Below are 15,041 nucleotides of genomic sequence, written 5' to 3'. Positions count from 1 at the left end.
TCTGTGGGATAAATATGGCAAAAAAAACAACAAAAAAGAAAACTACTTCTAAGGCGAAGCCTAAAACAAAAGCGAAGTCAAACGTTAAGGCGAAAATAAAAAGGCCTTCGTTCAAACTTTCTAACCAACAAAAACTGATTTTTGGTAGTTTCCTAATTATAATTGGTGTGCTACTTTTCATTTCATTTTTGTCTTTTGTTTTTACAGGCAAAGAAGACCAAAGTGTACTCAGCAACTTTCCCGAACGTACGGATCAATATAAGAATTGGGCAAGTCAATTAGGGGCTTGGGTTAGTGAATTTTTTATAACTAAAGGCTTTGGACTGCCGTCATTTATCTTTGCAGGTTTATTATTTCTATCAGGAGTTTATGTAACCTTGAATTTAAATAAAGTTAAGCTCAGAAAACATTGGATTTGGGGAACACTCATTGTTATTTGGCTATCAATTTTATTTGGTTTCTTTACTCATAAATACGATGTATTGGGTGGAACTATTGGCTTTGAAATGAATCAATTTTTTCAAGACTACTCTGGTAAAGCAGGTACCATACTTCTCTTATTATTTGGACTTATCGCTTATTTAGCGATTCGGTTTAAAGTTACAGGAGACACTATTGTCAATAGCTTTAAACGTGCGAAAAAATCAATTAAAGAAGACTTACAAGCTGAAAATACAACTAACGAACCAGTTGTAACTTTTGATAATAGTTTAACCGATGAAGCCGAAGCCATAAAATCTGCTTTCGAAATTCCATTGGAAAACAAAGAACCCACCATCAGTAATCATTCTAAACCAAACCCAAAGAAAGAGGTTGTAGCTGAAGAGCTAACGATGGAGGTTACTGAGAAGCCAAAAGAAGAGACCGTTGATACTCCAGAACTTACCATGGAAGTTGATACGGTTGAAGAAGAAAAATCTGAATCGGATAATTTAGCCGATAAACTGGTTGAAGACTTTGGCCATTTCGATCCCACTTTAGAACTCGGAAAATATCAATTCCCAACCTTAGACTTATTAAAAAAATATCATAATGAAGGGATTTCGATAGATCAAGAAGAACTTGAGGAAAATAAGAATAGAATTGTAGAAACGCTCAGCAATTATAAGATTGGTATTACGAGTATTAAGGCCACAATAGGACCGACGGTAACATTATACGAAATTGTCCCAGATGCTGGCATTCGTATATCAAAAATTAAAAATTTAGAAGATGATATCGCTCTATCTCTTGCTGCTTTAGGAATAAGAATTATTGCTCCTATTCCAGGTAAAGGAACCATCGGTATTGAAGTGCCTAATAAAAACTCTACCATCGTTTCAATGCGCTCGGTTATTGCTTCTCAAAAATTTCAAAAATCAGATATGCAATTGCCCATCGCTTTTGGTAAAACTATTAGCAACGAAACCTTTGTGGTCGATTTAGCAAAAATGCCTCATATGCTTATGGCAGGAGCTACTGGGCAAGGTAAATCTGTAGGGCTAAATGCTGTTTTAACCTCGTTATTATATAAAAAGCATCCTGCTGAAGTAAAATTTGTATTAGTAGATCCTAAAAAAGTAGAATTAACATTATTCAATAAAATTGAACGTCACTATTTGGCTAAACTTCCAGATAGTGAAGACGCTATTATCACAGATAACACCAAGGTAATCAACACCTTGAATTCGCTATGTATTGAAATGGATAACCGGTATGAAATGCTAAAAAATGCATTTTGTAGAAATATTGCAGAGTACAATGCTAAGTTTAAAGCCCGAAAGTTAAATCCTAATGATGGTCATGCATTTTTACCATATATTGTTTTAGTGGTCGATGAATTTGCCGATCTAATTATGACTGCCGGAAAAGAGGTTGAAACGCCAATCGCCAGATTAGCACAATTGGCACGTGCTATTGGTATACACTTAATTATAGCAACACAACGACCGTCCGTTAATGTAATAACAGGTATTATTAAAGCAAATTTCCCGGCACGTATTGCTTTTAGAGTTACTAGTAAAATTGATTCACGAACTATTTTAGATGGTTCTGGTGCAGATCAATTAATTGGTCGCGGTGATATGTTATACACTCAAGGAAATGAACTTATTAGAATTCAATGTGCTTTTGTAGACACGCCAGAAGTTGAAAAAATAACAGAATTCATTGGCTCTCAAAAAGCATATCCAGATGCACATTTATTACCGGAATATGTGGGTGAAGAAGGTGGCACAAATCTTGATATAGATATATCCGACAGAGATAAATTATTTAGAGATGCCGCAGAACTTATTGTTACGGCGCAACAAGGCTCAGCATCTTTATTACAACGTAAACTAAAATTAGGCTACAATAGAGCTGGTAGAATTATTGATCAATTAGAAGCCGCCGGCATTGTCGGTAATTTTGAAGGTAGTAAAGCAAGACAAGTTTTAGTCCCTGACTTAGCGTCTTTAGATCAATTGTTAGATAATGAGTAGCAAAATGAAGAATTAAGAATTAAATAAAAATATAATTTTTGAAATAAATAAAACAATGAAAAATTTAATTATAATAGCATTTATCACCTTAGGATTTACAGCATTTGGACAAAATGATAAGAAAGCAGAGTCTTTATTAAACGAGGTCAGTACTAAAATAAAAAGTTACAAAAATATAAGTTTAGATTTTAAATACGAGTTAAATAATGTAAGCGAAAATATTAAGCAAGAAACGCGAGGTGATGTGGTTATTGAAGGCGAGAAATATAAACTCAATATTTTAGGAGTTACGCGGATTTACGATGGTAAAACGCTATATACTATTAGTCCAGAAGATGAAGAAGTTACCATTTCTTCAAACAATACAGAAGATGAAAGTACTATAACTCCTAGCCAAATGCTATCGTTTTATGAAGATGGTTATTCATATAAAATGGATATTGTTCAAACTGTAAAAGGGCGAAAAATTCAATATGTGAAATTAATTCCGATCGACACTAATTCTGAAATTAAACATGTTTTATTAGGTATAGATGCTACCACAAAGCACATATATAACTTAATTGAAGTTGGAAAAAACGGCACTAAAACAACATTAACTGTTAATTCTTTTCAAACCGACGAACCTATTTCAAAAACCTTATTTACATTTGACAAAAGTAAATACAGCGATTACTTTATCAATAAAATTGATTAATTAAGATATTATTGATTTACTTAACTTGCTTTAGAGCCAAACCTTAACCGCGTGAAAATTTTAGATAGGTACATACTTATCACATTCTTAAGAACGTTTTTTAGCGTCTTTATTATATTTATGTTTATCTTTATTTTACAAGGAGTCTGGCTATACATTGCTGAACTTGCTGGTAAAGATTTAGATATAACTGTAACGGCAAAATTTATTTTGTACTATATGCCAAAGCTCATTCCTTTGGTGGTACCACTTACGGTTTTATTATCTTCCATTATGGTTTTTGGTAATTTTGCCGAAAATTATGAGTTCGCTGCCATGAAATCTACAGGGATTTCCTTGCAACGTGCCATGCGAAGTTTAAGTGTGTTTATAGTAGCGCTCGGTATCGCTACATTCTTCTTTGCCAATAATGTCATTCCTTGGGGCGAATATAATTTTTACAATTTAAGAAGAAATATTGCTAAGGTTAAACCTGCTTTAGCAATTGCCGAAGGTCAATTTAATACCATTGGGAATATCAACATTAAAGTGGATAAGAAATCGGGTGATCGAGGACAGTTTCTTGATGGAGTCGTTATTCATAAAAAAAGCCCAACACGGTCTGGAAATTATACTGTAATTGTTGCCGAAAAAGGAGAACTAAAGAGTAGCGTTGACTCGAATATCCTCCAGCTCGAATTGGTAAACGGGAATTATTACGAGGAAATTATAAGCAAAGTGGCTCGAAAAAATGTAAATAAACCTCATGTAAAAAGTTATTTTGATAATTACACATTTAATGTCGATTTAGAATTATTAAATACAGATGATTTAGATGAAAAAAATCATAATGACCGCTATAACATGTTTAATGTTAGTCAGCTAAATAAAGTCATCGATTCTCTCAAAACTAAAAAAATTAGCGATTACCAAGATTTATCTAAAACACTATATAATAGAAGCACCTTTGCTTCCTTGCAAAAAAATATAGATATCGTTAAAATTGACACCATAGTTAATGAAAAAAGCATCATTGAACTTTATAATACCCAACAGAAGGTTCAAATTTTAAATTTAGCCATCAACTCCTCTAATAGTACGCGACAAATATTAGATGCGAATAAAAAAACCTTTGAACAGAAAACGATTCGGTTGAACAAACACATAATCGTTTTGCACGACAAGTTTGTTTTAGGTTTTGCCTGTATAATATTGTTTTTTGTTGGTGCACCTTTAGGAGCTTTAATAAGAAAAGGAGGACTTGGATTACCGATGGTAATCGCCATTGTGTTGTTCTTAACTTATCATTTCTTTGGTATTTTTGCTAAAAATAGCGCTGAAAAAGGAAGTTTTGAGCCGATTATTGGAGTATGGCTTGCTACCGCCATAATGCTACCTTTAAGTGTATACTTAACAACAAGAGCTACTAACGACAAAGGGGTATTTCAATTTGATGCTATCTTAGTTCCGTTAAAGCGTTTATTTTCTACAAAAAATAAGCTACGTCTTTCTGAAAGCGATACCAAAACTTATAATTATTATAAGAGGTATTCTATTGAAGAGTTGATTGCGGTGATTAAGAACCAAAATGAGTTCGATTTAGACAAGAAGCCGAAAGAAATTGCGCTTCAAAATTTATTAGATCGAAATATTTCACTTGAAGGTTTAAAGGCTGAAGGTCTACAGATTCCAGATACGCTTATAAAAGCAAGAGTTTTACTTAAAGATTATAAAGATTACTCTAAAACTAGTTTAGTTAGCTATACTATTGGAGTCATTTTATTGGTATTACATTTTGTCTTTAAAAATAATAAGTTGCCCGACATGGCGGAAGCTTGTTTAAGTTTAAGCATTGTTGGTTTTATATTTTTTATTATTTATGCCATTGTTGATGCTACAAAATATTCAAAATTCTATAAGACGATTGACATAAAGGATAGACCTATCAATCCTAGCATTTTAATATTAACGCTTCCACTCTACCCTTTAAAATATATTATATTACGAAATCGAATTTCTAATGACTTCTATTTAAGCTGTCTCCAAAAGATAAAATAAATGTATCTTTGCTCAGCTTAAATCTGCAATATGAGAACTAAAACCGCACAAAAAAAAATGAGCCTAAATACTATTGAAGAAGCCATTGAAGATATAAAACAAGGTAAAGTAATTATTGTTGTCGATGATGAAAACCGTGAGAATGAAGGCGATTTTTTAGCTGCGGCAGAGAAAGTAACTCCTGAAATGATTAATTTCATGGCAACGCACGGACGTGGTTTAATTTGTACTCCTTTAACGGAGCATCGTTGTAAAGAGCTAGACCTCTCTATGATGGTGAGAAATAATACCGATCCTATGGAAACAGCTTTTACTATTTCTGTAGATTTAAGAGGTAATGGTGTTAGCACAGGAATTTCTGCAAGTGATAGAGCAAAAACCGTTAAAGCGCTAGTAAGCAATGAAACAAAATCTTTCGAATTAGCACGTCCAGGGCATATCTTTCCTTTAGTAGCTAAAGAAGGTGGTGTTTTACGACGTACAGGCCATACAGAAGCGGCTATAGATTTTGCCCGTTTAGCTGGTTTCAAACCGGCTGGAGTTATCGTTGAAATTATGAACGAAAACGGTACTATGGCGCGTTTGCCTCAACTTATGGAAGTGGCTAAGAGGTTCGATTTAAAAATAGTATCTATTGAAGATTTAGTAGCTTACCGTATGGAGCACGATTCTCTAATAGAAAAGAAAGAGGATTTTGATATTGAAACTCGTTTTGGAAAATTTAGAGTCAGAGCATATTTGCAAACTACAAATAATCAAGTGCATATTGCTTTATCTAAAGGCACGTGGTCCTCTAAAGAACCAATTTTAACACGTGTAAACGCCACATTGGTTAATAATGATATTCTTGGTACGCTAACTAATAACGCTGATCAGAAATTAGACAATATGTTTAATGTTATTAATAAGGAGGGTAAAGGTGCTATTATTTTTATAAATCAGCAGGCCGAATCAATGAATCTATTAGCAAGGCTGTCTATTTTAAAAGAAGAACAAGTTGATGGACAATTAATTAAGGCTCCTAGAATAGGAATGGATTCTAAAGATTTTGGTATCGGAGCACAGATTCTACACGATTTAAAAATTAGCAAACTAAAATTAATTTCGAATTCACTACAGACCAAACGTGTTGGAATGATTGGGTATGGTCTTGAAATTGTAGAGTATGTGAATTATTAAGCTCATCTTTTAAATTCAAAAATTAAATCGTAAAAATTGTTAAGTGTTATTTAGATAAATGCTATTAAAAGTATCTTTTTTTTTTAAATCAAACATAAGTGTAAGCGATTTAAGTCAACGTGTAAAGAAAAACTTCTTAAGCAAATTGACATCAACTAGTAAATGATAATTGGTTACAATTTATATAGTAACATTTCGATTTTTAATCGAGCTTTGTTCATTATAGATTCGATATTATATTAAGTTTTTATTCAGGATATTCTATTCTAAGATGATAAATATTAGCCAATTTATGTTTCAGCACTTTCTTAATAGATTGAATTTCTTTAAAAGTAATATTAGCGTTTAAGAATTGTTTATTTTCCATCTGTTTATTGATAATGTTTTCAACAAAATCATTAATTTTTGTACTTGTTGGTTCCTTTAAACTTTTAGACGCTGCTTCTACACTATCGCACATCATTAAAATTGCCGTTTCTTTACTGAAAGGTTTCGGACCAGGATATGTAAAATCATTGATATCCACATCTTCATTTTCAGCTTTTTCTTTCATATAAAAATAATAAACCATGCTCGTGCCATGATGCGATCTAATAAAGTCGATAACCCGATCCGGTAAATTATGTTTTTTGGCTATCTCTATACCTTTTATAACGTGGTCAATAATTATTTTCGCACTTTCTTTGTTCGATAATTCATCATGTGGATTAATCCCTGTACTCTGATTCTCGGTAAAATAAGTTGGATTATTCATTTTACCAATATCATGGTAAAGTGCACCAACTCTAATAAGCATCGCATTTGCACCTATTTCGTTAGCAGCAGCCTCTGCTAAATTCGCAACATTCAATGAATGGTGAAAAGTACCAGGTGCTTTGTTAGATAACTCTTTCAATAATTTCGTATTTGTGTCTGAAAGTTCTAAAAGTGACACGTCTGAGACGAGTCCAAAAATCTTCTCATAAATATATATTAACGGTTGAACAAAAAGTGTTGCCAAACCACATAAGATGAACAAGCCAAATGTTTCAAGTTTTATTCCAGTTAATTGTCCTTCGTGAATAACAAAAAATGCAAAATAAGCTATGATATATATTATAGTAATTTGCCCTACCGAAATAAATAAATTGGCTCTTTTATATAATTCCGAAACGGTTAAAATAGTTACCATACCTGCTATTATTTGAAGAAACATGTATTCGTAACTATTTGGTACAATAAACCCTAATAGTAATACGGTTAGGACGTGGGCAAACAGACCTAATCTCGCATCGAAGAAAGCTTTTAGAACTAATGGTAAAATACATAAAGGCACCACATAGATATATTGCGAATTATAGTTAATAACCAAAGTGGTTAGTAATATCATTAAAGCCACATTGAAAAATATAAAGGTAACCTTAGTATTATTAAGAAAAACTTCAAACCTATATTTTCTTAAAAACAGTAATAACATTAATAGGGCTAATGCTACGAGTAAAGTATAGGCCAAAAGCACCCAATTATAATTTGTTGAATTCCAGACCTGAGATTCATATTCTGATTTTAGCGAGCTTAAAATCACATACTGATCTTCCTCAACAACTTGCCCTTTGGAAATTATAAGTTGTTCCTTTTCTATATGCCCTCTTGTTAATGATATGCGAGATAAGGCTTCTTCTAGTGCTTGTTTACTTAAACTTTTATTAAGTGAAATATTAGGTTTAATGACATCGAAAAAAATCGAAACCATTTTATTTTTTACATCTGCAGACAAGCCGGTATTTAAATTATTTTCAACAAGTTGACGTAATTCACTTAACTCATGCAGTCTGCCATATTCCAACTCTTTTTCAACCTTATTTGAAGTTGCTAAAATTACAGATCTGTCATCATCGTAATTATAATCTAAATCTAATATACCCGTTTTATAAAGATCAATAACCAATAATTTACCTTTTTTATATAATGCAGGTTTCTCAATATTATAAGGTGTAGAATCCGTAAATACCTGATTAAAAATCTCGGAATAATTAATTAAAACTTCATCTCCAATGCCTTCAGATAATTCAAAATATACTGGGCTCTGATTTCTGATTTCAACTTTTTCTGAATCTATTTCCTTTTGGGATTTTTTAATCGCAAAATTAAAAGGAGCATATAAATTTTCAGATTGCCATGGTTTACTTTTTTCAAAAGAGTACCTAAACTTTCCGGTTTTTGGAAACAGATAAACGATAAATAAAGTAGTCAGCAAGAATAGCAATACCTTATAGACCAAGGCATGATTCTTATACCATTTATTGAGGAATACATTCATGTGTTTAGACTCATCGTTTTTTAACCGTCATATGTTATATTCATAAAATTACAGCTTTATAAGTTGAAATTTTAATCACTGAGGTTTCATATACAATCAAATGTAATAAATAATAGAATTTTAGACCGCTAATATCATTAATACATTCTAAAATCTCTCAAAAAATGTTTAATTTCGCAGCAAACAACATCAAACACACTCATAATGAATAAGGACGTCGTTATCGTTTCAGCCGTTAGAACACCTATTGGTAGTTTTTTAGGAAGCTTATCTTCAATACCAGCACCGCGTATAGGAGCTGCTGCAATTAAAGGAGCTTTAGACAAAATTAATTTGAAGCCAGAATTGGTAGATGAAGTATTAATGGGAAATGTTGTCCAAGCCGGAACAGGACAAGCACCTGCGAGGCAAGCAGCTATTTATGCAGGTATTCCTGATACTGTTCCTTGTACGACAATAAATAAAGTATGTGCCTCTGGGATGAAAGCAGTTATGCAAGCTGCTCAAGCCATTCAATTAGGTGATGCCGATATAGTTGTGGCTGGCGGTATGGAAAACATGAGCTTAATTCCTCATTATTATCATGCAAGAACTGGAACTAAATTTGGACCAGCTACGCTTGAAGATGGCATGCAAAAAGATGGCTTAGTTGACGCTTATGACAAAAATGCTATGGGAGTTTGTGCCGATGCCTGTGCTACAGAATATGAATTTTCTAGAGAAGATCAGGATGCTTTTGCTATACAATCTTACGAACGCTCAAAAGCAGCTTGGGATGCTGGTAAATATAATGATGAAGTTATTGCTGTGGAAGTTCCTCAACGTCGAGGTGAACCTGTAATTGTTGACAAAGATGAAGAATATACTAACGTGAAGATGGAGAAAATTCCTGCTTTGCGTCCGGCATTTACAAAAGACGGTACTGTTACTGCGGCGAATGCTTCAACTATAAATGATGGAGCTGCTGCCTTGGTTTTAATGAGTAGAGAAAAAGCCGATGAGTTAGGGTTAAAACCACTAGCCACAATTAAAAGTTACGCTGATGCGGCAACGGAACCAAAATGGTTTACTACAGCTCCTTCAAAAGCTTTACCAAAAGCAATGGCAAAAGCCAATATTAATATCGATGATATTGACTTTTTTGAATTTAATGAAGCTTTTTCTGTCGTTGGTTTAGCTAATATGAAAATTTTAGGTTTAAACGACAGTAATGTTAATGTTAACGGGGGTGCCGTTTCATTGGGGCATCCGCTTGGATGTTCTGGAGCGAGAATTTTAGTTACCTTACTAAATGTGCTACAACAAAATAATGCGAAACTCGGTGCAGCAGCCATTTGTAATGGCGGCGGTGGAGCATCAGCAATGGTATTAGAACGCGCTTAACCATACTCTATGCAATACGGCATTTGCAATCTAGGGATTGTACCTATTCGATTAGAACCTAGCGATACCAGCGAAATGGTAACGCAGGCATTATATGGGGATTTTTTTAAAGTGCTTGAGCAACGAAAAAAGTGGAGTCGTATTCGTTTTGCTTTCGATAAATATGAAGGCTGGATTGATAATAAGCAATATCTTGAAATAGAAGAATTAGAGTATAATAAGCTAAAAACATCAGATATTAATTTATCTAAAGATTTAATTGAGTTTGTTTCGGATAGCGTTAACAATTTATACCCTATCCCAGTTGGTTCTGATTTAAACGGAATGGCTTTATTAAACCATAAATTTGATGGAGCAGCTCTAACTTCAAAGAGTACTAAAGAACATATTATTAATTCTTCATTTTTATTTCTGAATGCTCCTTATTTGTGGGGAGGCAAAACTCCTTTTGGCATTGATTGTTCTGGCTTTACGCAAATGGTATATAAACTTAACGGTTACAAATTGTATAGAGATGCCTCAGAGCAGGCTTTACAAGGAGAAGCTCTAAGTTTTATTGAAGAAAGTGAACCCGGTGATTTAGCATTTTTTGATAATGCCGAAGGCAATATTACACATGTGGGGATAATTATGAAGGATAACTATGTCATTCATGCACATGGTAAGGTACGTATAGATCGTTTAGATCATAGTGGTATTTATAATATTGAAAAGAATATTCATACCCATAAACTACGCGTTATTAAAAAGATTATATAAAAAAAAGCGACTTTTCAGTCGCTTTTTTTTATTCTATATTCACTTATTATTTACTAATTCCCTTCTGCTGAAGCTTCCATTTCTTCAACTTTAGCTTTCATAGCTTTAAACTTATCTGTTTCACCTAAAGCACTATAAATATTCATTAATGTCATAGCTGCATTAACATTAGTTTCTCTTAATTCTAACGCTTTCTCTAAATACGGTATAGCATCATAATATATTTTTGTGCGTACTTCTTTAAGTTCTTCATACTTTTTGTTATCGGCAGAACTGTTACCTAAAGCATTCATTTCATCAATAATTTTTGCTTCTCTCCCTAAAATTACAACAGCAATATTATTATATGAGTCTACATGGTTTGGATTAATAGCAATGGCTTTTTCATAATACTTTAAAGCCTCTTCTGGATTGTCTCCTTCAGCTGCCAAAACACCTAAGTTATATTGTAATTCCGAATTTTTAGGATCTTTAGTTGTTGCTTCCTGCATTAATTCTTTAAACTTTTCTTTATTGCCCATTTTAAGATGAACGTTAGCTTCAGAAAGTAACAAACCTATATCATCAGGATTTTCTGATCTAGCATCAGCCATAGCGCCTAAAGCTTTTTCATCTTCACCTTGAGAAACATAGATTAAAGCAATATTTTTTACAATTTCAGCTTTTTTTGATTCGCTCATTCTATCCTCAGGATTAGAATGCATTTTTGCCTTTACAGATAAATCTCTAGAGGATTTATCGTTAAAGCTTTCCACTTCATTAGTTTCAAGATTTGTTGCATAATAGTTCATTTGTGCACCATCATACCCCATATTTTTCAACTGATTATAATAATCTAAAGCTGTATCATAATCTGGTTCTGAAACTGCTGCAGAGGCCGCATAATAAAGATAAATAGTATCTTGTGGAGACATTCTATAAACTTTTTCAAAACCTTTAGCTGCTACTTTAAAATTTTTATTAGTAAAAGCATCATTAGATTTGGTTAGAAATTTATTAATCATTCCATTGGTCATAGTATTAGCTTCTTGAGTATATTTTAATTTCCCCATTTCAGACTCTAATTCCTTTAACTTGTCTAAACTTGAAATAGCTTCATCAATATTAGCATCTGTACCACTACCATTTGCATACAATGCTTGTGCCTTTAAAAATAAGAATTTAGCTTTAGATTTATCATCCATACTTCCCATTAAAGCTTCGGCTGAAGAAACTGCTGATTTAGCATCTGCAAAATTTGAATTTTTAAGTGCTTTTTCAATGGCCTTTAACTCTTTCTTTTGTGCAAAGGACATTGAAGTTATTGCCAAGAGTAGCACTAATGTCATTAATTTTTTCATTGTGTATTAAATTAGTTTATAGTTAATTTTAATTTTCAGTTTCATTATTATCAATAGCCGTGCCATCTTCACTTGATCCCAAATTGTCAGCCACATTACCGTCAATCATTTCGGCATCAATATCTTCAATATTCTCTTCATCATCTTTCATCACTTTGGCAACTGCTGCAATTGAGTCATTACCTTTAAGGTTAATTAATTTAACCCCTTGCGTGGCTCTTCCCATAACACGTAAATCGGCTACTGCCATCCTTATAGCAATTCCAGATTTGTTAATTATCATTAAATCGTCATCATCGGTTACATTCTTAATAGACACTAAGTTACCTGTTTTTTCTGTAATAGAGATGGTTTTTACACCTTTTCCTCCTCTATTGGTAATTCTATAGTCTTCCAAGCTCGAACGCTTTCCATAGCCATTCTCTGACACTACAAGAATATTACTTTCCATATCGTCAACAGCAATCATACCTATAACCTCATCTGTTTTTTCATCTTGTAGTCTAATCCCACGGACACCAGAAGCATTTCTACCCATCGGTCGGGTTTTAGCTTCTTCAAATCGAATCGCTTTACCAGATTTTAAAGCTAACATAACTTGGCTTTCACCCGTTGTCAATTTAGCCTCTAATAGAACATCATCCTCTTTAATGGTAATCGCATTAATACCGTTAGATCTTGGTCGAGAATATTGCTCTAACGACGTTTTCTTTACTTGACCTTTTTTAGTCGCCATGATTACATAATGACTATTAATATAATCTTCATTTTTTAAATCTTGAGTACAAATGAAAGCCATCACTTTATCATCTTGCTCAATATTAATTAAATTCTGAATAGCCCTACCTTTTGATGTTTTAGAACCTTCTGGAATTTCATAAACACGCATCCAGAAACATTTGCCTTTTTGGGTAAAAAACAACATATATTGATGATTAGTACCAACGAACAAATGTTCTAAGAAATCTTCATTCCTAGTGGTTGAAGCTTTCTGTCCTACTCCACCTCTATGCTGCGTTTTATATTCGGTAAGTGACGTACGTTTAATATAACCAGCATGAGAAATGGTTATCACGACTTGTTCATCTGGAATCATGTCTTCAATACTCAAATCACCACCAGCATACTCAATTATGGAACGACGATCATCACCATATTTATCTCTTACGACTTCAAGTTCTTCTTTGATTATAGCCATGCGACGTTCTTTCTTATCTAAGATGTCTTTAAGGTCTATAATTGTTTTCATAATTTCATCGTACTCAGCACGTAGTTTGTCTTGTTCTAAACCTGTTAATTGACGCAAACGCATCTCAACAATAGCTTTGGCTTGAATTTCTGACAATTTAAAACGTTCAATTAAATTATTACGCGCTTCATCTGCATTTGATGAGGCACGGATAATTTTAATAACTTCGTCAATATTATCTGAAGCAATAATTAAACCTTCTAAGATATGAGCACGCTCTTCAGCCTTACGTAATTCGTAAGTTGTACGTCTTACTACAACCTCATGTCTATGCTCAACGAAATAATGTATTAAATCTTTTAGGTTTAACAACTGTGGACGCCCATTGACTAAGGCAATATTATTAACACTAAACGAAGTTTGTAATGCAGAGTATTTATATAATTTATTTAAAACGATATTAGGGATAGCATCGCGTTTTAAAACGTATACTATGCGCATTCCGTTTCTATCCGATTCATCTCTAATAGATGAAATGCCATCCATTTTCTTTTCGTTAACTAAGTCTGCTGTCTTTTTAATCATGTCAGCCTTGTTAACTTGGTAAGGAATCTCAGTAACAATGATACATTCTCTTCCTTGTACTTCTTCTATAATCGCTTTACCACGCATAACAATACGACCTCGACCAGTATGAAAAGCTTCCTTTACACCGTCGTATCCGTAAATAGTACCACCTGTAGGAAAATCTGGAGCTTTAATGTGCTGCATTAATTCATCTACTTCAATAGCATTATTCTCTATATAAGCAATAGTACCATTAACAACCTCAGTTAAATTATGTGGCGGCATGTTAGTTGCCATACCTACCGCAATACCCGATGCTCCATTAACTAATAAACCAGGAATACGAGTCGGAAGTACAGTTGGCTCTTCTAAAGTATCATCAAAATTTAATTTATGATCCACGGTTTCCTTATCAATATCTGCCAACATGTCTTCAGATATTTTACGCATTCTCGCTTCCGTATAACGCATTGCTGCCGGACTATCACCATCTACAGATCCAAAGTTCCCTTGACCATCGACTAACATATAACGTAAACTCCATTCTTGGGCCATACGAACCATTGCATCGTAAACAGAGGTATCACCATGCGGGTGGTACTTTCCTAAAACCTCACCAACTATTCTCGCTGATTTTTTATGTGCACTATTTGCTCTAATACCAAGTTCATGCATACCGTAAAGGACGCGTCTATGAACCGGCTTTAAACCATCTCTTACATCTGGTAACGCACGTGACACAATGACCGACATTGAATAATCAATGTAAGCCGATTTCATTTCATCTTCAATGTTAATTGGAATGAGTTTTTCTCCTTCTGCCATATAAAAAATTAATTAGTTTTTTTGTGAATTTTCATAACGTGCTAATATAGCCAAAATAGTGATGTTATCAGCCTAATTCATTATCATTTTTGGTATTTTTTATTAACAATATTTAATATCTTTTTCGTTAATAAGTATCTCTCAATTTTCTTTGATTTAAAAGCCTTTTTTAGTCTCTTCGTTTCCAACATTTCATAAACATGTAATTAAGGTACAGTTTTTGACCTATTACGATGAACTTACAATTTTTTTTCTTTTAACTGAAAAGTTTTACTTTTTAGGTTGAAATTTGTCTTTTTACCAT

At 33.2% G+C, this 15,041-nt stretch carries 9 protein-coding genes; 6 read left to right on the top strand and 3 right to left on the bottom strand.

What is annotated here, in order from left to right; translation table 11 throughout:
• The first annotated feature begins 14 nt into the window (after nucleotides 1-14).
• Genes QMA06_RS09735 through ribB form a run of 4 tightly spaced genes read left to right on the top strand, consistent with a single transcriptional unit; the run spans nucleotide 15 to nucleotide 6,375 of the window.
• Entirely contained in the window at nucleotides 15-2,462 is a 2,448-nt protein-coding gene (locus QMA06_RS09735; RefSeq protein ID WP_290206660.1) for an FtsK/SpoIIIE family DNA translocase, read from the top strand.
• Between the two features lie 55 nt (nucleotides 2,463-2,517).
• Nucleotides 2,518-3,159: a LolA family protein gene (locus QMA06_RS09730; protein WP_290206659.1), complete on the top strand. Its 642-nt coding sequence runs from the start codon at nucleotides 2,518-2,520 to the stop codon at nucleotides 3,157-3,159.
• 51 nt (nucleotides 3,160-3,210) lie between these two features.
• Complete coding sequence (locus tag QMA06_RS09725) at nucleotides 3,211-5,196, top strand: LptF/LptG family permease (RefSeq protein ID WP_290206658.1); 1,986 nt, start codon at nucleotides 3,211-3,213, stop codon at nucleotides 5,194-5,196.
• Nucleotides 5,197-5,226: 30 nt separating this feature from the next.
• Entirely contained in the window at nucleotides 5,227-6,375 is a 1,149-nt protein-coding gene (ribB, locus tag QMA06_RS09720) for a 3,4-dihydroxy-2-butanone-4-phosphate synthase (RefSeq protein WP_290206657.1), read from the top strand.
• 247 nt (nucleotides 6,376-6,622) lie between these two features.
• On the opposite strand, the gene QMA06_RS09715 is transcribed toward ribB, so the two are convergent.
• A complete protein-coding gene (locus tag QMA06_RS09715; RefSeq protein ID WP_290206656.1) occupies nucleotides 6,623-8,674 on the bottom strand; it encodes an HD family phosphohydrolase in 2,052 nt (683 codons plus the stop codon).
• Nucleotides 8,675-8,878: 204 nt separating this feature from the next.
• Between QMA06_RS09715 and QMA06_RS09710 the strand changes: the two genes are divergently transcribed.
• Both QMA06_RS09710 and QMA06_RS09705 read left to right on the top strand, forming a co-directional pair.
• Nucleotides 8,879-10,057: an acetyl-CoA C-acyltransferase gene (locus QMA06_RS09710; protein ID WP_290206655.1), complete on the top strand. Its 1,179-nt coding sequence runs from the start codon at nucleotides 8,879-8,881 to the stop codon at nucleotides 10,055-10,057.
• A 9-nt stretch (nucleotides 10,058-10,066) separates the two neighbouring features.
• The gene (locus tag QMA06_RS09705; RefSeq protein ID WP_290206654.1) at nucleotides 10,067-10,816 is read left to right on the top strand and encodes a C40 family peptidase; all 750 of its coding nucleotides are present in this window, start codon (nucleotides 10,067-10,069) and stop codon (nucleotides 10,814-10,816) included.
• Nucleotides 10,817-10,869: 53 nt separating this feature from the next.
• Here the strand turns inward: QMA06_RS09705 and QMA06_RS09700 are convergent, their stop codons facing one another.
• The gene (locus QMA06_RS09700) at nucleotides 10,870-12,156 is read right to left on the bottom strand and encodes a tetratricopeptide repeat protein (RefSeq protein ID WP_290206653.1); all 1,287 of its coding nucleotides are present in this window, start codon (nucleotides 12,154-12,156) and stop codon (nucleotides 10,870-10,872) included.
• A gap of 28 nt (nucleotides 12,157-12,184) precedes the next feature.
• A complete protein-coding gene (gene gyrA, locus QMA06_RS09695) occupies nucleotides 12,185-14,737 on the bottom strand; it encodes a DNA gyrase subunit A (RefSeq protein ID WP_290206652.1) in 2,553 nt (850 codons plus the stop codon).
• Between the last annotated feature and the right edge of the window lie 304 nt (nucleotides 14,738-15,041).

This window comes from Winogradskyella bathintestinalis (assembly GCF_030407435.1).
Taxonomy (GTDB): Bacteria; Bacteroidota; Bacteroidia; order Flavobacteriales; family Flavobacteriaceae; genus Winogradskyella; species Winogradskyella bathintestinalis.
This window is presented reverse-complemented; position numbering and strand designations above follow the sequence as displayed.